The following is a 25070-nucleotide window of genomic DNA, read 5'->3' as shown; positions in this document are numbered from 1 at the left end:
AAGCGAGTAATGCGAGCGATTTCAGACCCAATTGAATCTCAAGGCATGCCCATGAAAATCTCCAGACAAGCCTACGCCGACATGTTCGGCCCCACCGTCGGCGACAAGGTGCGCCTGGCCGACACCGAGCTGTGGATCGAAGTCGAAAAGGACTTCACCACCTACGGCGAAGAAGTGAAATTCGGTGGCGGCAAAGTCATCCGCGACGGCCAGGGCCAGAGCCAATTGCTCGCCGCCGAAGTGGTCGACACGCTGATCACCAACGCACTGATCATCGACCACTGGGGCATCGTCAAGGCCGACGTCGGCCTCAAAGACGGGCGCATCGCCGCGATCGGCAAGGCCGGCAACCCTGACGTGCAGCCCAACGTGACCATCGCCATTGGCGCCGGCACCGAAGTGATTGCCGGCGAAGGCATGATCCTCACCGCTGGCGGCATCGACACGCATATCCACTTCATTTGCCCACAGCAGATCGAAGAAGCGTTGATGAGCGGCGTCACCACCATGATCGGCGGCGGCACCGGGCCTGCCACCGGCACCAACGCCACCACCTGCACCTCCGGCCCGTGGCATCTGGCGCGCATGCTCCAGGCCGCCGATGCTTTTCCGATGAACATCGGCCTGACCGGCAAGGGCAACGCCAGCCTGCCGGAGCCGTTGATCGAACAGGTCAAGGTCGGTGCCATCGGTCTCAAGCTGCACGAGGACTGGGGCACCACTCCGGCGAGCATCGACAACTGCCTCAACGTCGCCGACCAGTACGATGTGCAGGTGGCGATCCACACCGATACCCTCAACGAATCCGGCTTCGTCGAAACCACCCTTGGCGCGTTCAAGGGCCGCACCATCCACACCTATCACACCGAAGGTGCCGGTGGCGGCCACGCGCCAGACATCATCAAGGCCTGCGGCTTCCCCAACGTGCTGCCAAGCTCGACCAACCCGACCCGGCCGTTCACCCGCAACACCATCGACGAACACCTCGACATGCTGATGGTCTGCCATCACCTCGACCCGAGCATTGCCGAAGACGTCGCCTTCGCCGAAAGCCGGATCCGCCGCGAAACCATTGCCGCCGAAGACATCCTCCACGACCTCGGCGCGTTCTCGATGATCAGCTCCGACAGTCAGGCCATGGGCCGCGTCGGCGAAGTCATCACGCGCACCTGGCAGACCGCCGACAAGATGAAAAAACAGCGCGGCCCGCTGCCACAGGACGGCGCAGGCAACGACAACTTCCGCGCCAAGCGTTACATCGCCAAGTACACGATCAACCCGGCAATCACCCATGGCATCAGCCATGAGGTCGGCTCGATCGAAGTCGGCAAGTGGGCCGATCTGGTGCTCTGGCGCCCGGCGTTCTTTGGTGTGAAGCCGACGCTGATTCTCAAGGGCGGTGCGATTGCCGCCAGCCTGATGGGCGACGCCAACGCTTCGATTCCAACACCGCAACCGGTGCATTACCGCCCGATGTTCGCCAGCTACGGCGGCTCGCTGCACGCCACCAGCCTGACCTTTATCAGCCAGGCGGCGCAGGAGGCCGGATTGCCGGAAGCCTTGGGATTGAAGAAGCAGATCGCTGTGGTGAAGGGCTGCCGAGACGTGCAGAAAACCGACCTGATCCACAACGACTATCTGCCGAACATCGATGTCGATCCACAGACCTATCAGGTCAAGGCCGATGGCGTGTTGCTGTGGTGCGAACCGGCGGAAACGCTGCCGATGGCGCAGCGCTACTTTCTGTTCTGATGAAGGCGTGCGCTGAATACGGACGCGCAGGTCCGTATTCAGTCGCGATCGCTCAGGCAATCACGGGAACAGTTTCGCGATGTCCGCATCGCTGTAGTTGTAATCGATGCGTAACTCGGTTCCCGCCGGAATGTCTTCGGTAGCGAAGATGGCGTTGAGAATGAAGTCCCGGGTGACCAATTCCTTGCCTATCCACTGTTGCGCTTCGACATCGAACGGGACGAACTCGACGTTGTAACCCTCCGTAGCCTGACGAACTGGTTTGCCCGTGGCGTCATACCAAAAGCGCGTGTTGATCCGGGAAATGATCGTGTCACCGACCAGCGCGAATTCGTAGGGGATCAAATATCCAGGTCCCGGCTGATAACGGACGCCGACCTTCATGGTGTATGACTGCTGGGGCAGCGGCACAAGACGTCCCGGCATGATCGCGCCAGCATAGACACCGACCACCTCGCCTCGGGTGATGCGCCGGTTGGCGACCACCATTGACTGGCCGACCAGGGCCCGCTCTCCGGGCACCGTCATGTCGGCCTCGGTGAACAATCGCCATTGCAGCTTTTCTTCATACAACCGCGCGACATGCTCGTAGGCGCCAAACTTGATGTAAGGCTTGATCTGCTCGGAGGTATAACGGCTGCCGTCTTCGAAACGCGCCAGGGTCTGGAGCTTCTTTATCCTGACAGGCCGGCCGGCCATGTCCCGGAAAGGGTATTTGCCGTTATTGGCACGGTCGTAGACCCCGGGCCGATTGGTGAGGAACGAAAACCGTGTTTCGCTGCGCATTGCACGCAATTCCTCAGCGGTGAAGGGTTTGACGGGCATCGACTCGGACGCCAGATAGAAGTATTCCTGCGTTGCACCGCCGTCGTCGGGCAGCTCCTCAACGGCAGACTCATAGTCTTCATCACTCTGGCGCGCCACCCTGCGGCTTTTACCCGGGACAGCGGCAGCGTCCGGCGACGCGCCGGACTCTTCAAGCGCGTACCAGTGCTTGGTCAACGGATCGTAGGCAAGCACAGGGCCGGACGGCTGCAGCTCGCTGGACAATCTGGCCCGATGCAGACCGGTCTCGGCATCGACGCCGATCAGCACCGTACCACCGCCCTGCAGGTCCGCGTATTGGCGTCCTTTGAATACGCGAAACCCGTCAACGTCCGCTTGCGGTAGAGGGGCTGTCGAGGCAATCAGGTAACGCTCCAGAGCCGAGGTTTTAAGCTTCGGGACGGGACCAGATGTAGACGGCGTCGGGTCGACGTGCACGCTGTGCGGGGCAACTGCAGTTTCCATTTGCTGCGTGTTGCTGCCGGGCTCACTGGCATCGGGCGGGGTCTTGCGAATGAACGGACCGAGGGTCAGGTGCGACGACTCGATCCCGTGCGCGGCGGGATCCCGGGATGTGCGCCCAGGGGTGGTGATATCGACTGCGCCCGGCTTGGGCGGCTTGGGTCTGACTGGCATTGACAGGCTTCCTTGCAAAGATTGCGCAGCGCTGGCCGGCATGGCTGGCGCTACGACAGTCGGCATCCATTGCCAACATGTGCCCGGAAAACTATCAGACCATCCTGCCGGTTCATACCGGACGAAACACCCGCAAACATTAATCAGGCGGGAGCGGGCCGGCACGCGATGAGGCCAGCTAGGACCTCACGGCCTCAAACAATTTATTCGACCACCAACCGCCCCAAACGCTGGCGCAACATGCGGTTCTCGGCGCGCAACTGCTTCACCTCGTCCAGCAAATCCAGCGCCAGCGCCACGCCTTCCCACTCCAGTTCCAGATCACGGCGCAGCTTCGCCGCACGCTTGGCCAAGGCCAATTCGTAATCGGTGAAGCGCCATTCCCGGGGCTGCGCGCCCTGAGGTTCGAGGATGCCGTGCTCGACGATTTCGATCACGTAGACGTCCGACAAATCGGCCGCCTCACAGAATTCTGCCAGGTCCAGTTGAACGATCAGGGGGCTGCTCATGATGGGCTACTCCGTCGTCGGGTTCAGAAGTTCTCTCGCGGATTGAAGGCGGCTTTCTTCGCCAGTTCCTGCCACAGCGCCTTGACCTCATCGTCGGAGGCTTTGGGCATCACGGCCTTGAGCTGCACGAACAGATAACCGCGTTCGCCGGCCTTGTTCAGCAGGCCATGGCCCTTGGCGCGCATGCGCTGGCCATTCTGGCTGCCGGCCGGGACCTTGAGGTTGATCTTGCCGGTCAGGGTCGGCACGGCCACTTCAGTGCCCAATGCCAATTCCCACGGAGCCAGGGGCAAGGTGATGATCAGGTTTTCGCCTTCGACATCGAATTTCGGGTGCGGCGCAAAACGAATGGTCAGGTACAGGTCGCCATTCGCCCCGCCACCGATGCCCGGTGCGCCCTGGCCCTTCAGGCGAATTCGCTCGCCATCGGTCACGCCGGCCGGAATCTTCACGTTCAGGCTCTTGCTGGTGTTGCTGACATGCTGGCCGTGCGCGTTGTATTGCGGCACCTGAAAGGTGACTTTCTTCGATTCGTTCGACAGGGTTTCTTCGAGGAAGACCGGCAGTTCCATTTCCACGTCTTGCCCTCGGCGTCCGCGTGATTGGCGGCTCTCGGCGCCACCGAAACCGGGGCCGCGATTACCGAAGATCGAACTGAAGAAGTCCGAGAAGTCGCCCGTGTCGCCACCGCCGCCACCGAAGCCGCCACGGCTCTGCCAGCCCGGTGGGCCCTGAAACGGCTGACCGTGCTGGCCATAACGGCGCAGTTCGTCGTATTCGGCGCGCTTGTCGGCGCTTTTCAGCGCTTCATAGGCTTCCGAGGCATCCTTGAACTTGGCCTCGGCGTCTTTTTCCTTGCTGACATCGGGGTGGTATTTGCGCGCCAGCTTGCGATAGGCCGCCTTGATGGCCTTGTCGTCGGCTGTCGGCTCCACGCCGAGTATCTTGTAATAGTCTTTGAAGTCCATGGAAGGATCACCATCCGTTATCGATTTCGCGCCGAGACCAGCATGCGCCGATTGGCACGTGCCGGGTTGACCGATCTCAAGTTTGTGACCGGGTGGCGCCGCAGAAGTTTATCGGCAGTGGACGACGGTTCTTGCGACCGCCGGTGTGTCTGCCGGCCCATGCCAGCAAGTTTGGGGCGATGCGGTGGTTTTCAACTGTCTGGGGGCGAAATAGCGGATGACCGGCCTTCGAATCTGCCGCGCACTGACATACACTGCGCGGCCGTTTTTTTGACCGGAAACCGAAAGACATGAAAGACGCCTCTCCAGCCCGTGCCTGCGGCATCGACTTCGGCACGTCCAACTCCACCGTCGGCTGGCTGCGCCCCGGCATGGACACCATGATTGCGCTGGAAGACGACAAGATCACCCTGCCGTCGGTGGTCTTCTTCAACATCGAGGAACGTCGCCCGGTCTACGGTCGCCTGGCCCTGCACGAGTATCTGGAAGGCTACGAAGGCCGGCTGATGCGCTCGTTGAAAAGCCTGCTCGGCTCCAAGCTGATCAAGCACGACACCAGCGTCCTCGGCACGGCGATGCCGTTCAAGGATCTGCTCGGGCTGTTCATCGGCCAGCTCAAGAGCCGCGCCGAAACCGCCGCTGGTCGGGAATTCGAGCAAGTGGTGCTGGGTCGCCCGGTGTTCTTCGTCGACGACGATCCGCTCGCCGACCAGGAGGCCGAAGACACCCTGGTCGAAGTGGCGCGCAAAATCGGCTTCAAGGACGTGTCGTTCCAGTACGAGCCGATTGCGGCAGCGTTCGACTACGAGTCGACCATCGAGAAAGAAGAGCTGGTACTGATCGTCGACATCGGCGGTGGTACCTCCGACTTCTCGCTGGTGCGCCTGTCGCCCGAGCGTCGTGGTCTCGACAACCGTCACGATGACATCCTCGCCACCGGTGGTGTGCACATCGGTGGTACCGACTTCGACAAACAGCTCAGCCTGCAAGGCCTGATGCCGCTTTTCGGCTACGGCAGCCGCATGAAGAGCGGCGCGTACATGCCAACCAGCCACCACATGAACCTGGCGACCTGGCACACGATCAACTCGGTGTACTCGCAGAAATCCACGCTGGCACTGGGCAGCATGCGTTACGACATCGAAGACACCGGCGGCATCGATCGCCTGTTCAAGCTGATCGAACAGCGCGCCGGGCACTGGCTGGCGATGGAAGTGGAAGAAACCAAGATCCAGCTGACCCACGCCGACAGCCGCCACGTGCCGCTGGACCGCATCGAAGCCGGGCTGAGCGTAGAGCTGAGCCGCGCGCTGTTCGAATCGGCGATCGAAGCCTTGCTCGAGCGCGTGCGCGGCAGCGTTACGCAATTGCTCAATGATGCCGGCGTGGCGGTCGATCAGGTCGACACGGTGTTCTTCACTGGTGGTTCGAGCGGCATCCCGGCCCTGCGCAACAGCGTCTCGGCAATGCTGCCGAACGCCCGGCATGTCGAAGGCAACATCTTTGGCAGCATTGGTAGCGGTTTGGCGATTGAAGCGATGAAGCGTTACGGTTCGATGGCCTGATCACAATCTGTGGCGAAGAGCCTTTGTGGCGAGGGGATTTATCCTGTGGCGAGGGGATTTATCCCCGTTGGGCCGCGAAGCGGCCCCGCTCCTGAGCTTGAAAGCAGGGGCCTGCTGCGCAGGCCAACGGGGATAAATCCCCTCGCCACAGATGCATTCAATTTAGTTGCCTGGCCTTAGACCATCCCGCCCAGCTTCAGCTCACTCTTCAGATACGCGTAATAAATCGGCCCTGCCACCACCCCCGGCAAACCGAACGCGGCTTCGAACACCAGCATCGCCAGGAGCAACTCCCACGACTTGGCACTGATCTGCCCGCCGACGATGCGCGCGTTGAGGAAGTATTCGAGCTTGTGGATAACGATCAGATAGCCCAGCGCTGCGATCGCCACCCAGATCGACAGCGACAGACCGACGATGGTGATCAGCGTGTTCGACATCAGGTTGCCGATCACCGGCAGCAGGCCGAGCAGGAAGGTCAGCACGATCAGGGTTTTGGTCAGCGGCAGCTTGATGCCGAACATCGGCAGGATCACCGCGAGGAAGATCCCGGTGAACACGGTGTTGAGCAGGGAAATCTTGATCTGCGCGAAGACGATATTGCGGAACGCCTGCACCAGCAGATGCAAACGGTCGAACAAAGCGGCGGCCAGCGGCTTGCGCTTGGTCACGTCGGGAATGCGCTGCAGGGCGATGATCGCGCCGAGCACCATGCCGATCAGCAGGGTGACGAACATGTGCGCGGCGTCCTTGCCGACCAGTTGCAGGTCGGCCAGATGCTTGCTCGCCCACTCGCCGATCGCCACGCGAAATTCCGCCGCGCTGGCCGGCAGGTAGGCATCGATGAACGGCGGCAACTGCCCGCGCGCGCGATCGACCACGCCCATGAATTTATCGAGCGAGGCGCCGGGGTTTTCCGCTTCATGCAGGAGGAAACTGATGGCCCCGGCGAAGATCAGCGCCAGCGCACTCACCACCAGCGTGCCGAGCAGCGCCACCGCCAACCAGCGCGCACGCCGCCCTTCGATCAGCCGTTGCAGTTGCGGGGTGAGCATGTTGACCAGCTCGAACACCAGCAACCCGGCCAGCAGGCTCGGCAACAGGCGCAGCGGCAGCACCAGCAACAGGCCGCCAAAAATGATGATGCAACTGACCCAGAACACAACATGACGCTGAGAAAACGTTGGCATACAGCCTCAAAACGAACGGCGTGAAAGGATGGGCAGTCTGCCAGCGATCCTGGGTTAGCACTAGGGATATGCGGGGTTTCGGATTTTCGTGCAAGGCTTGCGAATTTCCCCCTCACCCTAGCCCTCTCCCAGAGGGAGAGGGGACCGATTGGGGGTTGCTCAAAAAATTTTCCGACCTGAACGTGCAGTGCCGAATCCGCAATCGACCCGGTATTTCAGACCCCAGTTCCTGTCGGCATCAATGCGGTCGGTCCCCTCTCCCTCCGGGAGAGGGTTAGGGTGAGGGAAAATCTCAAGCCGACCGAGTCAATCGGACACCCATGGCGCCCCCTTATTTTTTCTTCAGACACTCACTCATGAACGCCTTGCGCGCATCGCCGGTCAGCGCCTTGGTTTTCGCATCGGAATTGCAGGTGGTCATCTTCTGCTGCTGCGGGGTCAGCTCCTTGCCATCGTTGGCCGCTGGTGCCGCTTTCAGGCAGGTGCTCATGAACGCCTTGCGCTCGTCGCCCTTCAGGCTTTTGGCGGTCGCATCGGCATTGCAGGTGGTCATCTTGTTCTGTTGCGCCGTGGCGGCGAAACCCTGGGAACACACAAGCAGCCCGATCATCAACAACGGCACACGCAACATCTTCATGGAGTTTTCTCCTTGTTGCCGCACCGATGGATGCGGCCTCTGTCGCAGTGTAGTCAAAGCTTGTTACACCTTCCTGCCCTCGAGGTGGCTGCGCCGATACTGCTCCGGCGTACAACCCGCCTGACGGGCGAACATGGCGATGAATGCCGAGCCGCTGCTGTAGCCGAGGTCGAAAGCGATTTCCTGCACCGAACGCGAGGTCTCAAGCGCCTCGATCGCCGCCAGATAACGCAAGCGCTGACGCCACTCGCCAAAACTCATGCCCAGCTCACGAACGAACTGCCGCGCCAGAGTGCGCTCGCTGACATGCACTTGCGCGGCCCAATGCGCCAACGGTTGGTTGTCACCCGGCGCGGCCTGCAAGGCGTCGAGAATCGTCAGCAAGCCCGGGCTGCTCGCGTACGGCAGATAACATTCCTGCACCGGTGCCTGTTGCAGTTGATCGACCAGTACCTGGGCCAGACGCTGATCGGCTTCATGCTCGGGGATCTTCACATCGCGGGCGGCGAAGTCCTTGAGAATCGCCTTGAGAATGTCACTGATCGCCAAGGTGCAGGCCCGCGCCGGCAACCGTGTGCAAACGCTTGGATCAAGACACACCGCGCGATAGTTGACCGGTTGATGGCTGTAGAAACTGTGCTCGACCTCTGGCGGCACCCACACCGCGTATTGCGGCGGCGACATGAAGCGGCTGCCGTCGACATCCATGTGCAGCACGCCACGGGCCGCGTATTCCAGCGTGCCCCAAGGATGCCGGTGTGGCGCGGCATATTCGTGGGCATTGAAATCGGCGTAGCGGAAATACACCGCTGACGGCAGTTCACGGAAATCGAGCAGATCGATGTGTTTGCTGTTCATGCTGTCCGGATGCAGAGGCAGGTTGTCTGGATCGCAGTATAGGCCTGCATCCAGACAGGCGATAATCGCGCTTCATCAACGTTCTGGTTTTGTCCCATGCAATACGCGTTTCCCCTGCTGGCGATTTTCATCTGGGCCGGCAACACCGTGATCAACAAACTGGCGGTCGGCGCGATCTTCCCCGCCGAGATCGGTTTCTATCGCTGGCTGCTGGCCGGCGTGCTGTTCACGCCATTCATGCTGAAGAAAGTCATCGCGCACTGGCCGCAGATTCGGCCGAACCTGGGGCGGATTTTCGTCCTCGGCGTGCTCGGCATGGCGGTGTATCAGAGCCTCGCCTATTTCGCTGCAACACTGACCACCGCGACCAACATGGGCATCATCCTGTCGTTGATGCCATTGATGTCGCTGGCCATGGCGATCATCAGCCTCGGCCAGCGCCTGACCGCTGGTGCGCTGGTCGGTGCGGTGCTGTCGTTCGCTGGCGTGCTGGTGGTGGTGTCATCCGGCAGCCTCGGAGCGCTGCTGCAACACGGGGTCAATCTGGGCGATGCGATGATGCTGATCGCCACGCTGGCCTACGCGGTTTACAGCACGCTGCTGAAAAAGTGGCAACTGCGCCTGCCGCCGCTGGTGCTGCTGTACTTGCAGGTGCTGGTGGCGATTGTGGTGTTGTTTCCGCTGTTCGCGGTGTCGCCGAAGATCGGTTTGAATCTGCAGAACGTGCCGCTGGTGCTCTATGCATGCCTGCTGGCTTCGATGGTCGCGCCGCTGGCGTGGATGCAGGCGGTGCAGCGACTGGGGCCGAGCCGGACGACGTTGTTCTTCAATCTGCTGCCATTGATTACTGCGTTGATTGCGGCGCTGGTGTTGAAGGAACAGTTGGCGATGTATCACCTGGTGGGCGGATTGCTGACCTTGGGTGGGGTGGTTTTGTCGGAGCGCTGGACCACCGTTTTGGGCCGCCGGGTCAGCGTTGCCTGATAAGACCCCTTCGCGAGCAGGCTCGCTCCCACATTGAAATGCAGACACCTGTGGGAGCGAGCCTGCTCGCGAAGAACGATGACGCGGTCTGTTTGGCTATAACCCAGCCGCCTCCAGCCGCGCCGCATGCTCGACAAACAGCCTTACCGGATCCGCGCCCTTGCCCACCAGTCCCAGCGACTGATTGACGATGTCGAAATGATCCAGCGGATAGTCATCACCGATCACCGTGCCCAGATGCGAGCTGTAACGGCCGACCATGCCATCGCACTGCCCCGGCTCACGGACGAAGGTCTTGGCAAACAAGCGACAACTGCGGTTGGTGCCGTCAAAAAGATTGCCGCCACGATCAGTCTTGCCCGGTTGCAGCGTCCCTGACCAGGAGTAATAGCGCACACCGTTGACCTCTTCCGACCCCTGGCCGCCCCAGACTTCCGGCAACCCTTGTGGATAACGCTGATTGAATAATGCAACGCCCGCCGTCGTCAGCGATTGGTGAGAAGCGTGGATATCCACCGGCAGTTTCGGCCCGTGGTAACCCGTGTCGAGCAATGCCATGACCCAGCCGATCAAGCGCAGCAACGCTTCGAGCAAGCGGCCCTTGGCACTGCTACCGGGGTAGTGCTTTTCCAGATAATCAGCCAGCTCGGAACCATGATTCGGCCCGGCGACCGATGTTACCGAGGCGACCAGATCCGGACGCTTCGCCGCCGCATACCGTGCGGTCAACGCGCCTTGGCTGTGGCCGAACAGATTGACCTTTTGCGCCCCGCTCTCGCGCAGGATTTCCTCGATCCGCGCCAGCAACTGCTCGCCGCGCACTTCAGTAGAGTTGAGCGGCGAGACCTGCACCGCGACCACCGTCGCACCACCACGGCGCAAGGCCTTGATGATGCCGAACCAATACGGGTAAAGCACCAGCCGGATAAAGCCGAGCATGCCCGGCACCAGCACCAGTGGATAACGTGTCGACATGGGGTACATCCTTGTGCGCGGTGAGTGGATGCCAGACTTGCAAGACGCCCGCCAAGCATCCAACGTGACGATGACAACTGAACGATGAGCCTACTTCAGCCCGCCACGATCCGCTCCACCGAAACCGGACTGACCAGCGTCAGGCCCTCCCGACATAGCAGTCTTCAGCAGTTCCTGCAGCGCGTCCGGCGTAAATCGCATAAAACTTTTCGCTTCGCTCAAGACTCACAACCTGGGTAGCGACCGCGTCTTCAGAACGTGGCGCCTATCGGATTAGCCTCCAGGAGAATGAAATGAGTGACGTGCATTTGTCTGATGTTCAAACCCTGCGCGAACGCGCGCGGCAACACGTGGAAAACGGCGCGGTCACCGAGGGCTACAACGCCAACCGTGAAGAAATACTGCGTTTGCTCAACGAGTCGCTGGCCACCGAACTGGTGTGCACCTTGCGCTACAAGCGCCACTACTTCATGGCCAGCGGCCTGAAAGCCAACGTCGCCGCCGACGAATTCCTCGAACACGCCAACCAGGAAGCCGAGCACGCCGATCGCCTCGCCGAGCGGATCGTGCAACTGGGCGGTGAGCCTGAGTTCAACCCTGACCTGCTCAGCAAGATGTCCCACGCGCAATACGTGGCCGGCAACACGCTCAAGGAAATGGTTTACGAAGATCTGGTGGCCGAGCGCATTGCTATCGACAGCTATCGCGAAATCATCCAGTACATCGGTGACAAAGACCCGACCACCCGCCGCATCTTCGAAGACATCCTCGCCCAGGAAGAAGAACACGCCGACGACATGGCGGACATCCTCAACGATCTGTAACCCTTAACAGCAAAAGATCGCAGCCTTCAGCAGCTCCTACAGGGGGAACGCATTCCAAATGTAGGAGCTGCCGAAGGCTGCGATCTTTTGATCTGCCCTGCTTACTTGCTGGGTTTAACGGTCACCGGCGCCTTGCCCTGCTTCATCTGCTCGAGCAACGGCGCGCACTGATTCGGCTCGCCCCCGCTCGGCGCCACCAGCGCCAGCAATCCCGCCGCCGGTGCGGCAATCACGCCCAGCGCAACCATCCCCGCCCCGCGCAGCATCAACGGTACGGCTTTGACGCCGGCATCCGGTTTGATGAACTTGCCGCGCACATACAGCGGCGAGCGCAGCGAGATCAGACGCCAGCCCTTGGATTCCGGGGTCACGGTCAGATCGAGTTGTTCGGTGGCCATGTTCGCCGTGCCATCGATGTAGATGATTGCGTTCTCGGTATCGAAGACAAACAGCCGTGTGGTCGCCAGGCCGGTCTTGATGTCGAAGTCCGCCGCCGCGCAGTTGATCTTCACTTCCTTGTCGCCAAAGATCTTGCCGACCACGTAGTTACCGACGTTGAGCCCGGCCAGCTCCATCAACTCACGGCTGATTGCACCGTCGTTGATCAGCATCTTCAGATTACCGTTGGCACCACCGAGCAGCTTGGCCACGGAGTTGCCCCGGCCACTGATGTCGGCATCGCCATTGAGCTCACCGAAACTGGTCTTCATCGGCTCGAAGGTCGGGAACAGCTCTTTGAGTTTGAATTTGCGTGCGGTCAAACGCGCCCGGCCTTCCAGCGGCTCGGTGCGGCCATTGAGGCGAATCAGCGCATCCAGCGTGCCGCCGGCGACACCAAAGCGCAGCGGTTCCAGGCTGAGCTCGCCGTCGTTGAGTTTCAGATGGGTATAGAGGTCGTTGAACGGCAGCTTCTCGCTGTGGACGATGCGTTTGCCGGTGAACTCGACATCGGCGTCCATGGCCCGCCAGCGATCGGTTTTGAATTCTTCGACCGGCAGGACTTTGTCCGCCGGTTGCTTGCTCGCGCCGCCACGGGCCTTTTGCTCGGTGTTGGAGTCGGCGCCGATCAGTGGCGCGAGGTCGGCAAACAGCAGTTGATTGGAGAGCAGCGCACCGCTGAGTTTCGGCCGTGGCTGGCTGGCGACGTAGGTGAGGTCGCCGTGGATGTCGCTGTCGCCGATCTTGCCGTTGAATTTCTCGTAAGTGAATCTCGCCCCGGCCTCGTCATGCAGCTTGGCGATAAGGTGACCGTCGGTGGAATACGGTGGCGTGTCCGGCAGGGTCACGCCGGTCAGCGGGTAAAGATTGCCGAGGCTGTCGCCAGCGAGCTTCAGGCGCAGATCAAGGGCGCCGAGATTCAGCGGGTCAGTCAAGGTGCCGGCCAGTTCGATACGGGTGTCGCCGATCTTCGCCTGGGCCTGCAACGGGAACGGCTTGCTCGCGTCCTGCAACGCCAGCAACCCGCCGATCTTGCCCTGCCCGGTGAGGTTCTGCCCGTGGTACTGGCCTTTGACCTTGAGCGCAAAGGCGTAATCCTGCGGTGCGCCGCCCTTGTCCTGAGCAGTTTTCGCCGCTTTGTCGCCGACGATCTCGCTGAATGGAATCGGCTTGCCGAGCGGGTCGATCAGCACATCGAGGTTGGTCTTCAAGGTCTGGTCGTCGAGGGTCACGTGGCCCTTGTCGAAACCGATCGCGCCGATGTCGACCACCCAGCTCGAAGGCTCGGCGTTCGGGTCCTTGGGATCGAATTTGAACGTCCAGTTGGCGCGGCCATCGGCCAGACGTTGCAGCTCGGCATTCGGCTCGGTCAGGTCGATGCGCGGAATCACCACGCGCTGGGCCAGCAGGGCCAGCGGCGAAATGCGCAGTTCAACGCGTTTGAGCGTGACCATCTGCGCCTGCTTCGACCAGTCCGGGTTGCCCAAGCTCAAGTCCTCGGCGACCACGTGCGGCCACGGCACCCAGGCACGCCAGCCGCCTTCTTCCGGCTCGCGCTGCCAGATCACCGCGAGGTTGCCATTGATGGCAAACGCCCGGTGCAGTTCTTCCGAAACTTTGGCATTGATCGTCGGTTTGATCCGGTTCCAGTCGAAGAACACGATGATCAGAATCAAGGCTGCCAGCAGCAGCACGAGGATGGCGAAGGTCCAGCTGAAGATTTTTCCAGTGCGCGTCATGCACAAAGCTCCTGATCACGACCGCACGCCGATTACCCGACGCACAGCTGAAACGGCAGACCTAAGCGGCCCCTATGCAGTCTGTGACTGGCGAAAGGCCCGCAGGTTTAATCGAAAGGCAGTTTAAGCCATAAAAAGCGCAGCAAAACTGACCGATCGGTCGAGCAGTGTTACCGCGACCCGCACTTTTGCGAGGCACGAGTGAGTCGAAAATACCCACGACGGTGCAAAACCGTCGCCCGCAAAGGCCCGATCTAGAGCCTTCGCGCCGAACAATCAATTCCGTTGATTATTACCATTGCGTTTATGAACTTTTATATCGACATATCGAGAGTAGCATTGCCCTCGTACCCACTTTATCGCCCTCCCAAGGAGCCACTATCATGAAACGCCAATTACTGCTCAGCCTTACCCTGTCGATGCTAGCCAGCACTGCTTTTGCCCTGCCCGCTGCCGATCAGGCCACTCCGCAAGTCAAAGACAGCCACTCGGTGTTCAGCCAGACGCTCGCTGAAGACGGCTACGACAAAACCCCACAAGGCCAGACTCTGGCTGAAGACGGCTATGACAAGACCCCTCAAGGTCAGACTCTGGCTGAAGACGGCTATGACAAAACCCCACAGGGCCAGACCCTGGCTGAAAACGGCCGCAATCGTCTCGAAGAAAAAGGTCTGGTGGAAGACGGCTACGACAAGACTCCCCAAGGTCAAGCCCTCGCCGAAGGTGGTGGTGATCGTGTAATCGAACGCAACAGCGCCGTGAGCTGAGCCTATGACGGCCCAGCGAAAAAGCCCAATCAGCGGATTGGGCTTTTGACTTTTCAGCTTCTGTGAATCCCTCGCTGCATGACTCCCCGTTCGACGCCGACAAAGCCGATTTGCTAGAGTGCGGCGCTTGTCCTGCCGAAGAACACACCCTGCGATGCTGCCCCGCGCCGAACAGAAACAACAGACCCGCAACGCCCTGATGGACGCTGCCCGCCACCTGATGGAAAGCGGCCGAGGATTCGGCAGCCTGAGCCTGCGCGAAGTGAGCAAGACCGCCGGCATCGTGCCCACCGGTTTCTACCGGCACTTCGCCGATATGGACGAGTTGGGGCTGGTGCTGGTCAGCGAAGTCGGCCAGACCTTCCGCGAAACCATCCGCCTGGTGCGGCACAACGAATTCGTCATGGGCGGCATCATCGACGCTTCGGTGCGCATCTTCCTTGATGTGGTCAACGCCAACCGCTCGCAATTCCTGTTTCTCGCCCGCGAACAATACGGCGGCTCGCTGCCGGTACGCCAGGCGATCGGACGCCTGCGGGAGAACATCAGCGCCGACCTCGCGGCGGACCTGGCGCTGATGCCCAAGCTGCAACATCTGGACATCGCCGGTCTGAGCGTGATCGCCGACCTGATCGTCAAATCGGTGTTCGCCACCCTCCCCGACATCATCGACCCGCCCGCCGAGGCCTTGCCGGAGCATCTGACGCCGCAAGCGAAGATCACCCAGCAACTGCGCTTCATCTTTATCGGCCTCAAGCACTGGCAAGGGCTGGGCAGTACCGAGTAATCCCCTTCTCTATCTGACACAGCGCAAAGCCCCTGTGGGAGCGAGCCTGCTCGCGAAAGCGCTGGGTCAGCTGAATACATCTGTCTGACACGGCGCATTCGCAAGCAGGCTCGCTCCCACATTGAACATCCGTCACGGCATCGAATTGGTGCATGACAAATCCTTCATGCACCAAAACCTTCCAGAATCGCCGCGCCTGTTGAAAGATCAGGCAAGCGCCGACAGCTATTTCCTACAGATCACCCGATTGGCGCGGCGCTTGCTCTAGCCCATTCAACGTTCATTGCTGGAAGCTTTCCGATGCTGGTGATTCATCGCAGAATCGACCCTCAACCCGTCTGGGCCGCCGAGCTGCACCTGACCTTCGAAGCGCGCAGCAAAAGCCGTTTGCGCTGTTTCAGTGCCGAAGGCGAAGACGTCGGGTTGTTTTTGGAGCGCGGCCAGCCACCGCTGTATGACGGCGAATGCCTGCAGGCTGAAGACGGCCGTGTCGTGCGCGTCTGCGCCCGCCCTGAACAACTGCTCCATGTCACTTGCGCCAATGCGTTCGAACTGACCCGCGCGGCCTATCACCTCGGCAACCGCCATGTCGCCCTGCAAGTCGGCGGTGGCTGGCTGCGCCTGCTCGACGATTACGTGCTCAAGGCGATGCTCGAACAGCTCGGCGCGCAGGTCGAGGCTATCGAAGCGCCGTTCCAGCCGGAACACGGCGCTTACGGCGGCGGCCATCATCATTCCCGCCACGGCGACGAAGACTTCAACTACGCGCCGAAACTCCACCAGTTCGGCGTGCGCCTGTGAATCCGGCCTGGGCGCTGCTGCGTCTGGCCAGTCCGCAATTGCCGATTGGCGGCTACAGCTATTCCCAGGGTCTGGAAATGGCGGTGGATAATGGCCGGGTCCACAACCCGGACGGCGCCCGCCGCTGGATCAGCGATCAACTGCTGCTCAACCTCGCGCGCTTCGAAGCGCCGCTGCTGTTGGCGCATTGCCAGGCCGCAGCAGATGAAAACTGGGCCGAATTACGACAACTCTGCGAGAGCCACCGCGCCAGTCGCGAAACCCGCGAGTTGCATCTGGAGAGCCGGCAGATGGGCTACTCCCTGCAGCAGTTGTTGAACGGTTTGCCAGAACTCGATGCGCCCGCCCGCGACTTTCTTGAACAGACCACAGAACCGCATCTCGCCCTGTGCTGGGCACTGGCGGCACGCGCCTGGGGCATCACCCCGCAGGACGCTCTTGCCGCGTGGCTGTGGAGCTGGCTGGAAAACCAGCTCGCCGTGTTGATGAAAACCCTGCCGCTGGGCCAGCAAGCCGCCCAGCGCCTGACCAGCGAACTGCTGCCGCTGCTGCAACAGGCGCAGCACGACGCGACCCACCTCAACCCCGAACACATCGGCAGCGCCGCGTTTGGCCTGTCTCTGGCGTGCATGGCCCACGAGCGCCAGTACAGCCGTCTCTTCCGCTCTTAGGGCTGTTTATTTTGGAGAATGAAATGGATACACAACCTCTGCGCGTCGGCATCGGCGGCCCGGTCGGTTCCGGCAAAACCGCACTGACCCTGGCCCTGTGCCTGGCCCTGCGCGAGCGCTACAACCTCGCCGTGGTCACCAACGATATCTACACCCGCGAAGACGCCGATTTCCTGGTGCGCAACGAAGCCCTCGCGCCGGAGCGGATCATCGGCGTGGAAACCGGCGGCTGCCCGCACACGGCAATCCGCGAAGACGCCTCGATCAACCTCGAGGCGGTCGATCAACTGAACCGGCGTTTTCCCGGGCTGGATCTGATTCTGGTGGAATCCGGCGGCGACAACCTCTCGGCGACCTTCAGCCCGGAGCTGTCCGACCTGACCATCTACGTGATCGACGTCTCCGCCGGCGACAAGCTGCCGCGCAAGGGCGGCCCGGGGATCTGCAAGTCCGACCTGCTGGTGATCAACAAGATCGACCTCGCGCCACTGGTGGGCGCCTCGCTGGAAATGATGGACAGCGACACCAAACGCATGCGCAACGGCAAGCCGTTCGTTTTCAGCAACCAGAAAACCGGTCAGGGCCTTGAAGAAATCATCGCCTTCATCGAACGCCAGGGCCTGCTGACCGCCGCCTGATCCACTTATCAACAAGGAAGCTTATCCATGACACTCAAACGCATTCTTGGCGCTCTGGCGTTGCTGCTGACACCGGCACTGGCCTTCGCTCACCCGGGGCATGGCGACAGCGGCCTCGTCGCGGGCATCAGCCACCCGATCGGCGGTCTCGATCACTTGCTGGCAATGCTCGCCGTCGGTTTGTGGGCCGCGCAGCAACAAGGCGCGGCGCGCTGGGCGCTGCCGTGCACGTTTGTCGGCACCATGCTGCTGGGCGGCCTGCTCGGTTTTGAAGGGCTGGAGTTGCCGGCGCTGGAAAGCGGGATTGCTGCTTCGGTATTGGCGCTGGGCCTGGCCGTGGCACTGGCCGTGCGTCCGCCGCTGGTGATGGCGGTGGCAGCGACGGCGCTGTTTGCGCTGTTCCATGGCGTGGCGCATGGGCTGGAGCTGCCGGAAATGAGCAGCCCGTGGGCGTATGCGGCCGGGTTTGTCGCGGCGACAGCGGTTTTGCATGCGCTCGGTTATGGCGTGGTGCGAGTTCTTCCGCAGGCAGCGGCGCCGCTGGTGCGGTTGGCGGGTGCGGCTTCGGCGGCGACTGGGGTCTGGTTGCTCGCAGGCTAATCTCTATCGCCTGAGCCGGCCTCATCGCTGGCAAGCCAGCTCCCACAGGTTATTGGGTAAGTCCACAATTGTGTGAACACTCAATTTCCTTGTGGGAGCTGGCTTGCCAGCGATGACGGCCGATCAGACACCAAACCTTTAAAGGCTGCCTCTCTGCTACCATGTCGCGCAATCGCCCCAGCCCGTGACGCCCGCCCATGCCCCACGCTTCCCGCTCCACCGCCCTGCCCGAATTGACCGCCCTGTTTGGCCAAGTGCAGCAGCACTTCCTCGACGTGATCGTGCCGCTGTGGCAAGGCCCGGGCTGGAATGCCGACATGGCGTTGCCGTACGAGGCGCTGGACGCTACACACCAGCCGTTGCCAGTGCAGCGCTATCGGGCGATGGCCTGCGCACGGCAGCTGTATCTGTTCTCCAGCCTGATCGGGATTGTGGATAACGCCGAAGTCCGCGCCGCCGCGTTGTTCCGTTCGCTGCAACGGCATTTCCATGATGCCGAGCACGGCGGCTGGTTCTACAGCATCGATGCGCAAGGCAAGCCGCTGGATCAACGCAAGGATCTCTACACCCACGCCTTCATCCTGTTCGCCTGCGCGCATTACTGGGACAAGTCCCGGGATTCGCTGGCCGAGTCGACATTGAACGCCGCGCTGGAAATCATCGGCCGCCGGTTCGCCACCGGCGACGGTTTGTACGAAGCCTGCCTGGAGCGTGACTGGCTCACCCTGCAAACCGGGCCACTGCAAAATCCGCTGATGCACTTGGCCGAAGCCTTTCTGGCCACTCTGGCGGTGCGCGAAGACCCGCAAACGCAGAAGGCCCTGCTTGAGTTATGCACAGCCATGCACAAGCAGTTCGTCGATCCGCAATACGGCGTTTTGATGGAGAAGCCACTGGGTGCTGTGGATAACTGGTACGAGCCGGGGCACCAGTTCGAATGGTATTTCCTGCTCGAATCGTCGGCGCTGTTGCGCGATTCGAAACTGCACCGGGCGCTGGATCGGGCGTTTGTTTTTACCGAGCAGTACGGCGTGCTGGAGTCCTGCGGCGCGGTGCGGGCGATGCTTGATCTGGAAAACAATGGACGGCCAAGGGATTCGACCCAACGGATCTGGGCTCAAGCCGAATACCTGCGCGCGCTGACCTTGCGGGCGGACAGCGAAGCGGTGGTGCTGCGCCAGTTGCAGGCGTTGCAGCAGCGGTTTCTGCATGCCGGCGGCTGGCATGAGTGTCGCGATGAGAATGGAGAGGTCAGCCGTAAGGACATGCCTTCGACCACGCCTTATCATTTGGCGACTTGCTATCACGGTTTGGCTGCGTATCTTCGCTGACCGACCAATTGCTATCGCGAGCAGGCTCGCTCCCACATCTTGGAATGCATTCCCCTGTGGGAGCGAGCCTGCTCGCGAATGGCCTCAGCGCGGTATCAAGCCTTGTTACGCTCGATGGCAAACCCGGCCCAGGTCTGGCTCACCGGCATCAGTTCGAGGCTATTGATGTTGATGTGCGCGGGGGTGTTCATCACCCAGAAAATCGTCTCGGCGATGTCCTGCGGCTGGATCGGCTCGGCGCCGGCGTAAGTGGCGTTGTAGCGTTCCTGGTCACCGGCAAAACGTACCAGCGAGAACTCGCTTTCGCACAGGCCGGGTTCGATGTTGCTGACCCGCACGCCAGTACCTTGCAGGTCGCAACGCAGGTTCAGCGAGAACTGTTTGACGAAGGCTTTGCTCGCGCCGTACACGTGGCTGCCCGGGTACGGGTAGTTACCGGCGATGGAACCGAGGTTGACGATACCGGCGCCACGGCCGTGGGCAATCAGCCGTGGCAGCAGCAGGCGAGTGGCGTACATCAGGCCTTTGACGTTGGTGTCGACCATGGTGTCCCAGTCATCCAGATCGCACTTGGGCGCCGGATCGACGCCGAGCGCCAGGCCGGCGTTGTTGATCAGGCCACGGAGTTTGGCGAACGACGGCGGCAGGTTGGCGATAGCCTCCTCCATCGCTTTGCGATCGCGCACATCGAGAACCAGACCATGCACTTCGGTCTGCTTCGACAGTTCGGCGCACAGGGCATTGAGGCGTTCTTCACGACGGCCGGTCAGTACCAGCTTCCAGCCAGCCTCGGCAAAACGCCGGGCACAGGCTTCACCAAAACCGGACGTCGCGCCGGTGATAAACAGGGTGTCGGACATCGTGTTCTCCTTGCTTCGGCCGCCACGGCAGCCCTTGGAATAGAAAATCAGCAGGCAGCATGCCCGCCCTCGCGAATACGGGCAACACTTGCCAGCTGTACAAAAATCAACCAAGTTCGCCAAGACCTTAGCCTGCGTGGCCTGCAGCCATGTGCACGCATGTTATCCACAATCTGCTCCACAGTTTCCGGGGGCAAGTGCAAACGTGCAAAGCCGCGCCACACAAGGCTTTGCGGGCGAAATGGAAAGTTTTTTGCTTGACCGTGAGGCGGGGGATGTGCGGGACAGGGCATTTTGCACGACGGACGGTATCACCGGGTGATTGCGCGAGGCCAGCAATTACGGTGCTCCGCGAGGTCTTTCCAGAGTTTAGTCACAGACTTATCCACAGGCTTGCGCACATGGAATTGCCATGTCTCTGCTCCCCAGAAAAAGGTTGACAACGACGCCGCGCGCTCCAGCAAAAATGCCTGATCAAAAAACAAACACATCCCTGCAAGCCACGTTTCATAAGGCTTGCAGCCAGATACACCCACGTTATTCACAGCCAGCTCCACAGTAACCGGGGACAAGTCAAAACTGTGGAAAAACAGCCATTTGCAGCGTCTATATGTCGCGCTTTGGCAGCTTGGGGAATTTGTTTTCCACAATTCTGAATTCCGCTTGATGTCATGCCTTGATTCCATGTAGAAGCTGCCGAAGGCTGCGATCTTCTGATTTTTTTAAGATCAAAAGATCGCAACCTTCGGCAGCTCCTACACAGTGAGTTTGAGGAATAAAAACAGCCCCGGGACTCTCGTCGCCGGGGCTGTGTACAACCGCGAGAAGAATCAGTGCCCGCCCAGATAGGCGTTACGCACCTCCTCATTCACCAAAAGCTCTTTGCCGGTGCCGGTCAGACGGATTTCGCCGTTGACCATCACATATGCCCGGTCCGACAGCTTCAGCGCATGGTTGGCGTTCTGCTCGACGAGGAAAATCGTCATCCCGGTTTTTGCCAACTCACGCAGCGTGGCGAAGATCTGCTTCACCACAATCGGCGACAACCCGAGGCTCGGTTCATCGAGCAGCAACAGCTTCGGCCGGCTCATCAGCGCACGGGCGATGGCGAGCATCTGCTGTTCACCGCCAGACATGGTCATCGCCCGCTGATTGCGTCTCTCCTCAAGCCGTGGAAACAGCTCGAACATGCGCTGCATGTCCTCTTTGGCGTACTTGTCGCCAATCGGGATGGTGCCCATCAGCAGGTTTTCCTCGACGGTCATGTCGGGGAAAACCCGCCGCCCTTCCGGCGACTGCGCGATACCGTTGGAGGCGATGTAGTGCGAGGACTTCTGCGTGATGTCGACGCCCTGATAGAGAATCTGCCCGCCCGCCGCTCTGGGCTGGCCGAAGATCGACATCAGCAAGGTCGACTTGCCGGCGCCGTTGGAGCCGATCAGGCTGACGGTCTCGCCTTCGTTGATCTGCAATGAAACGCCCTTGAGCGCCTGAATCGGGCCGTAGAACACGTCCAGATTGCGCAGTTCGAGGATCGGTTGGCTCATACCAGCTCCTCTTCGTCGGCGCCCAGGTAAGCCGCAATCACTTTTGGATCATTGCGGATCGCTTCCGGTCCGCCTTCGGCGATGACGATGCCGTGGTCAAGAACCACGATGTGATCGGAAATGCTCATGACCATGCCCATGTCGTGTTCGATCAGCACCACGGTCAGATCGTGCTCGTCGCGCAGCAGCCGGATCATCGCGCTGAGCGCTTCGGTTTCCTGAGGATTGAGGCCGGCGGCCGGTTCGTCGAGGCAGATGATCTGCGGCCGCGTGCACATGGCCCGGGCAATTTCCAGACGCCGTTGCTGGCCGTAGGACAGCTCACCGGCCAGACGGTTGGCGCAGTCGACCAGATCGACCACTTCGAGCCAGTAGAACGCGACATCCAGCGCATCGCTCTCGGCCTTGCGATAGCCCTTGGTGTTGAGGATGCCGGCGAGCATGTTGCGGTTGACCCACATGTGCTGCGCCACCAGCAGGTTTTCCAGCACCGACATTTCCTTGAACAGGCGAATGTTCTGGAACGTACGGGCGAGACCGGCACGGTTCACCAGGTGAGTACCGCCGAACATTTTGTAGTACATGCGGCTGAGGAAGGATTTCGGCGAGACGAAATCGGTCGGTTTGAATGACTCGCCCAGCAACTGGATGACGTTCGTCTGCTGGCCACGCACATTGAGTTCGATCTTGCCGCCCGTGGCCTTGTAGAAACCGGTCAGGCAGTTGAACACCGTGGTCTTGCCAGCACCGTTGGGGCCGATCAGGGCGAAGATCGAATTGCGTTTGACCTTCAGGCTGACATCGCTCAAAGCCTTGATGCCACCGAAATGCATCATCAGTTTTTCAACAGAGAGTACGACTTCACTCATGGCGCAGTCCTCTCGTAGTGAATGGCACCTTTGCGTGGTTTGACCCCGGTGCGGCTGATGCGGATCAACCCGCGTGGTCGCCAGATCATCATCAACACCATCAGGATGCCGAACAGCAGCACGCGGTATTCAGCGAAGCCGCGCAGCAGTTCCGGGGCGACGGTGAGCACGAATGCGGCGATGACCACGCCGATGGTCGAACCCATGCCGCCGAGCACGACGATGGCGAGGATCAGCGCCGACTCGAAGAAGGTGAACGAGGTCGGGTTGACGAAGCCTTGATAGGTGGCGAAGAACACCCCGGCCAGACCCGCCGTCGACGCACCGATGGTGAACGCCGAGAGCTTGACCAGTACGTGGTTCAGGCCCATCGAACGGCAGGCGATTTCATCTTCACGCAGGGCTTCCCAGGCGCGACCGACCGGCATCTTCACCAGCCGATGCTTGACGTACAACACCGCCAGCACCACCAGGAACAGCACCGCGTAAATGAAGTAATACTTTACGTCGGGGTTGTAGGTCAGACCGAAGAACTCATGGAACGGCACCCCGCCATCCTTCGCCCGCTTGCCGAACTCCAGACCGAAGAACGTCGGCAGTGGCGCCGGCATGCCGTTCGGGCCGCCGGTCAGCGACAGCCAGTTGTTCAGCACCAGACGAATGATTTCACCAAAACCCAGGGTCACGATCGCCAGATAGTCACCGTGCAGACGCAACACCGGGAAACCGAGAATGCAGCCAGCCAGGCCTGCGGTGATTGCCGCCAGCGGCAGCACGGTCCAGAAACCCAGACCGAGATACTGGTAACCCAATGCCAGACCGTAGGCGCCGATGGCGTAGAACGCCACGTAACCGAGATCGAGCAGCCCGGCCAGACCGACCACAATGTTCAGCCCCAGCCCCAGCAGCACGTAGATCAAACCAAGGATGACCACCCCCAGCAGATAGGAGTTGGAGACAAACGGCACGATGATCGCCAGCACGATAATCAGCGGGATGATCCAGCGCAGCCGTGATTTGTAATCCGCCGGCAGCACGTGCACACCGGAACCGCTGCTCTCGAATCCGTCGAGGATCTTCAAGCCTTTGGGTGTTTGCAGGAACAGGCTGAGGGCAAAGCGACCGGCCATGACGATGGCAATGATCCACGCCACGCGGGTTGCTTCGAGGTTGAAGCTGTAGCCGTCGAGGACCACGCCGACAATCGGCCCGAACACGATCAGCGCAATCAGGCCGGCAAGAATCGCCTCGACCAGACTTTTTTTGATATCGATGGATTTTTCAGTGGTTGCAGACATCGCTTACACCTTCGACACAAGAGGACGGCCCAACAGGCCCTGCGGCCGGAAGACCAGTACGAGGACGAGCAGCGAGAAACTGAACACGTCTTTGTAGTCGGAGTTGACCAGACCGGAGAACAGCGACTCGGAGATGCCGAGGATGATCCCGCCGAGCATCGCGCCGGGCAGTGAACCGATGCCGCCCAGAACCGCTGCGGTGAACGCCTTGATGCCGATGATGAAGCCGGCATAGAAGTCGAACGTGCCGTAGTTCATTGTGATCAGCACACCGGCCAGTGCCGCCATGGCTGCACCGATGATGAACACGTAGGAAATCACCCGGTCGGTGTTGATCCCCAGGATCGAGGCCATCTTGCGGTCTTGCTGGGTCGCACGGCACATGCGGCCGAGCTTGGTGTATTTGATGATGTAGGTCAGCAGCCCCATGCCGAGAAACGCGGCGATCAGGATGAAGACTTTGGTGTAGGTCAGTTGCACGAAGCCGGTGCCGACTTCAACACGCCAGGCACCGGTCAGCAGCGTAGGCACGCCCTGTTGTTTGGCGCCCTGAGCGATCTGTGCGTAGTTCTGCAAAATCAGCGAAATACCGATAGCGCTGATCAGCGGCGCCAGGCGGGTCGAGTTACGCAGGGGTTTGTAGGCGACACGCTCGATGACCCAGCCATACACCGCCGTGACGACGATGGTGAAGATCAGCGTACCGAGCATCAGCAGCGGGAAGGATTCGATACCGAAGTAAGCCAGCAGAGCCAGACTGATTGCCGCCAGGTAAGCGGAAATCATGTAAACCTCGCCGTGGGCGAAGTTGATCATGCCGATGATGCCGTAGACCATTGTGTAGCCGATGGCGATCAGGCCATAGACCGACCCGAGGGTCAGGCCATTGACCAGTTGCTGCAGGAAAATACCATCCATAACGCAATCTCACGCAGTGAGAACCTGCGCGCCATCGGCGCGCGGTTCTTCTAGGAAAAATACAGATGTACGTCGGAGCAATG

At 60.7% G+C, this 25070-nt stretch carries 24 protein-coding genes; 11 read left to right on the top strand and 13 right to left on the bottom strand.

Features of this window, described 5'->3' with window-relative positions:
* Positions 1 to 51 precede the first annotated feature (51 nt).
* The gene (ureC, locus tag PSH90_RS02815) at positions 52 to 1752 is read left to right on the top strand and encodes an urease subunit alpha (RefSeq protein ID WP_305382113.1); all 1701 of its coding nucleotides are present in this window, start codon (positions 52 to 54) and stop codon (positions 1750 to 1752) included.
* Between the two features lie 60 nt (positions 1753 to 1812).
* Here the strand turns inward: ureC and PSH90_RS02810 are convergent, their stop codons facing one another.
* From PSH90_RS02810 to PSH90_RS02800, 3 genes are all read right to left on the bottom strand, one after another.
* Complete coding sequence (locus PSH90_RS02810) at positions 1813 to 3213, bottom strand: SET domain-containing protein (protein WP_305382111.1); 1401 nt, start codon at positions 3211 to 3213, stop codon at positions 1813 to 1815.
* A gap of 203 nt (positions 3214 to 3416) precedes the next feature.
* Complete coding sequence (locus PSH90_RS02805) at positions 3417 to 3722, bottom strand: chaperone modulator CbpM (protein ID WP_016771896.1); 306 nt, start codon at positions 3720 to 3722, stop codon at positions 3417 to 3419.
* Positions 3723 to 3745: 23 nt separating this feature from the next.
* Positions 3746 to 4690 (bottom strand): DnaJ C-terminal domain-containing protein, encoded by a 945-nt coding sequence (locus PSH90_RS02800; RefSeq protein WP_024011397.1) that lies wholly within the window; start codon positions 4688 to 4690, stop codon positions 3746 to 3748.
* A 290-nt stretch (positions 4691 to 4980) separates the two neighbouring features.
* On the opposite strand from PSH90_RS02800, the gene PSH90_RS02795 reads away from it, so the two are divergent.
* Complete coding sequence (locus PSH90_RS02795) at positions 4981 to 6255, top strand: Hsp70 family protein (protein WP_016771898.1); 1275 nt, start codon at positions 4981 to 4983, stop codon at positions 6253 to 6255.
* Between the two features lie 176 nt (positions 6256 to 6431).
* Here the strand turns inward: PSH90_RS02795 and PSH90_RS02790 are convergent, their stop codons facing one another.
* From PSH90_RS02790 to PSH90_RS02780, 3 genes are all read right to left on the bottom strand, one after another.
* Positions 6432 to 7445 (bottom strand): AI-2E family transporter, encoded by a 1014-nt coding sequence (locus tag PSH90_RS02790; RefSeq protein ID WP_016771899.1) that lies wholly within the window; start codon positions 7443 to 7445, stop codon positions 6432 to 6434.
* Positions 7446 to 7776: 331 nt separating this feature from the next.
* Entirely contained in the window at positions 7777 to 8082 is a 306-nt protein-coding gene (locus PSH90_RS02785) for a PsiF family protein (RefSeq protein WP_305382110.1), read from the bottom strand.
* Between the two features lie 63 nt (positions 8083 to 8145).
* On the bottom strand, positions 8146 to 8940 hold the full coding sequence (locus PSH90_RS02780; RefSeq protein ID WP_305382109.1) for a helix-turn-helix transcriptional regulator: 795 nt from the start codon (positions 8938 to 8940) through the stop codon (positions 8146 to 8148).
* Between the two features lie 96 nt (positions 8941 to 9036).
* On the opposite strand from PSH90_RS02780, the gene PSH90_RS02775 reads away from it, so the two are divergent.
* Complete coding sequence (locus PSH90_RS02775) at positions 9037 to 9924, top strand: DMT family transporter (RefSeq protein WP_305382108.1); 888 nt, start codon at positions 9037 to 9039, stop codon at positions 9922 to 9924.
* A gap of 96 nt (positions 9925 to 10020) precedes the next feature.
* Here PSH90_RS02775 and PSH90_RS02770 read toward each other — a convergent pair whose 3' ends face one another.
* Positions 10021 to 10899, bottom strand: coding sequence for a triacylglycerol lipase (locus tag PSH90_RS02770; protein WP_305382106.1), 879 nt, complete (start codon positions 10897 to 10899; stop codon positions 10021 to 10023).
* Between the two features lie 293 nt (positions 10900 to 11192).
* Here PSH90_RS02770 and PSH90_RS02765 point away from each other — a divergent pair, with 293 nt between their 5' ends.
* Complete coding sequence (locus PSH90_RS02765) at positions 11193 to 11723, top strand: bacterioferritin (protein WP_041480703.1); 531 nt, start codon at positions 11193 to 11195, stop codon at positions 11721 to 11723.
* Positions 11724 to 11824: 101 nt separating this feature from the next.
* Here the strand turns inward: PSH90_RS02765 and PSH90_RS02760 are convergent, their stop codons facing one another.
* Positions 11825 to 13900 (bottom strand): AsmA family protein, encoded by a 2076-nt coding sequence (locus PSH90_RS02760; RefSeq protein ID WP_305382105.1) that lies wholly within the window; start codon positions 13898 to 13900, stop codon positions 11825 to 11827.
* Between the two features lie 383 nt (positions 13901 to 14283).
* Between PSH90_RS02760 and PSH90_RS02755 the strand changes: the two genes are divergently transcribed.
* From PSH90_RS02755 to PSH90_RS02725, 7 genes are all read left to right on the top strand, one after another.
* On the top strand, positions 14284 to 14667 hold the full coding sequence (locus PSH90_RS02755; protein ID WP_041480705.1) for a hypothetical protein: 384 nt from the start codon (positions 14284 to 14286) through the stop codon (positions 14665 to 14667).
* 154 nt (positions 14668 to 14821) lie between these two features.
* The gene (locus PSH90_RS02750; protein ID WP_056787610.1) at positions 14822 to 15454 is read left to right on the top strand and encodes a TetR family transcriptional regulator; all 633 of its coding nucleotides are present in this window, start codon (positions 14822 to 14824) and stop codon (positions 15452 to 15454) included.
* A gap of 300 nt (positions 15455 to 15754) precedes the next feature.
* Positions 15755 to 16255 carry an urease accessory protein UreE gene (gene ureE / locus PSH90_RS02745; RefSeq protein ID WP_056787607.1) on the top strand — a complete coding sequence of 167 codons (501 nt, stop codon included), beginning with the start codon at positions 15755 to 15757 and terminating at the stop codon, positions 16253 to 16255.
* Positions 16252 to 16926, top strand: coding sequence for an urease accessory protein UreF (locus PSH90_RS02740; RefSeq protein WP_150638248.1), 675 nt, complete (start codon positions 16252 to 16254; stop codon positions 16924 to 16926). Before ureE ends, PSH90_RS02740 begins: the two co-directional genes overlap by 4 nt.
* 23 nt (positions 16927 to 16949) lie before the next feature.
* The gene (gene ureG / locus PSH90_RS02735; protein WP_016771910.1) at positions 16950 to 17564 is read left to right on the top strand and encodes an urease accessory protein UreG; all 615 of its coding nucleotides are present in this window, start codon (positions 16950 to 16952) and stop codon (positions 17562 to 17564) included.
* A gap of 27 nt (positions 17565 to 17591) precedes the next feature.
* Positions 17592 to 18164, top strand: coding sequence for a HupE/UreJ family protein (locus PSH90_RS02730; RefSeq protein ID WP_123443929.1), 573 nt, complete (start codon positions 17592 to 17594; stop codon positions 18162 to 18164).
* 197 nt (positions 18165 to 18361) lie between these two features.
* The gene (locus PSH90_RS02725; RefSeq protein ID WP_305382104.1) at positions 18362 to 19495 is read left to right on the top strand and encodes an AGE family epimerase/isomerase; all 1134 of its coding nucleotides are present in this window, start codon (positions 18362 to 18364) and stop codon (positions 19493 to 19495) included.
* A 95-nt stretch (positions 19496 to 19590) separates the two neighbouring features.
* Here PSH90_RS02725 and PSH90_RS02720 read toward each other — a convergent pair whose 3' ends face one another.
* From PSH90_RS02720 to PSH90_RS02700, 5 genes are all read right to left on the bottom strand, one after another.
* Positions 19591 to 20355 (bottom strand): SDR family oxidoreductase, encoded by a 765-nt coding sequence (locus tag PSH90_RS02720; RefSeq protein WP_016771914.1) that lies wholly within the window; start codon positions 20353 to 20355, stop codon positions 19591 to 19593.
* 830 nt (positions 20356 to 21185) lie between these two features.
* Positions 21186 to 21902 (bottom strand): ABC transporter ATP-binding protein, encoded by a 717-nt coding sequence (locus tag PSH90_RS02715; RefSeq protein ID WP_305382103.1) that lies wholly within the window; start codon positions 21900 to 21902, stop codon positions 21186 to 21188.
* A complete protein-coding gene (locus PSH90_RS02710; protein ID WP_016771916.1) occupies positions 21899 to 22771 on the bottom strand; it encodes an ABC transporter ATP-binding protein in 873 nt (290 codons plus the stop codon). Before PSH90_RS02710 ends, PSH90_RS02715 begins: the two co-directional genes overlap by 4 nt.
* Positions 22768 to 24069 carry a high-affinity branched-chain amino acid ABC transporter permease LivM gene (gene livM / locus PSH90_RS02705; protein WP_016771917.1) on the bottom strand — a complete coding sequence of 434 codons (1302 nt, stop codon included), beginning with the start codon at positions 24067 to 24069 and terminating at the stop codon, positions 22768 to 22770. Before livM ends, PSH90_RS02710 begins: the two co-directional genes overlap by 4 nt.
* Before the next feature lie 3 nt (positions 24070 to 24072).
* Positions 24073 to 24987 carry a branched-chain amino acid ABC transporter permease LivH gene (locus PSH90_RS02700; protein WP_305382101.1) on the bottom strand — a complete coding sequence of 305 codons (915 nt, stop codon included), beginning with the start codon at positions 24985 to 24987 and terminating at the stop codon, positions 24073 to 24075.
* Positions 24988 to 25070: the final 83 nt, after the last annotated feature.

Source organism: Pseudomonas sp. FP1762 (assembly GCF_030687105.1).
Taxonomy (GTDB): domain Bacteria; phylum Pseudomonadota; class Gammaproteobacteria; order Pseudomonadales; family Pseudomonadaceae; genus Aquipseudomonas; species Aquipseudomonas siliginis.
The sequence above is the reverse complement of the archived record's forward strand: the minus strand, read 5'-3'. Positions and strand labels throughout refer to the sequence as shown.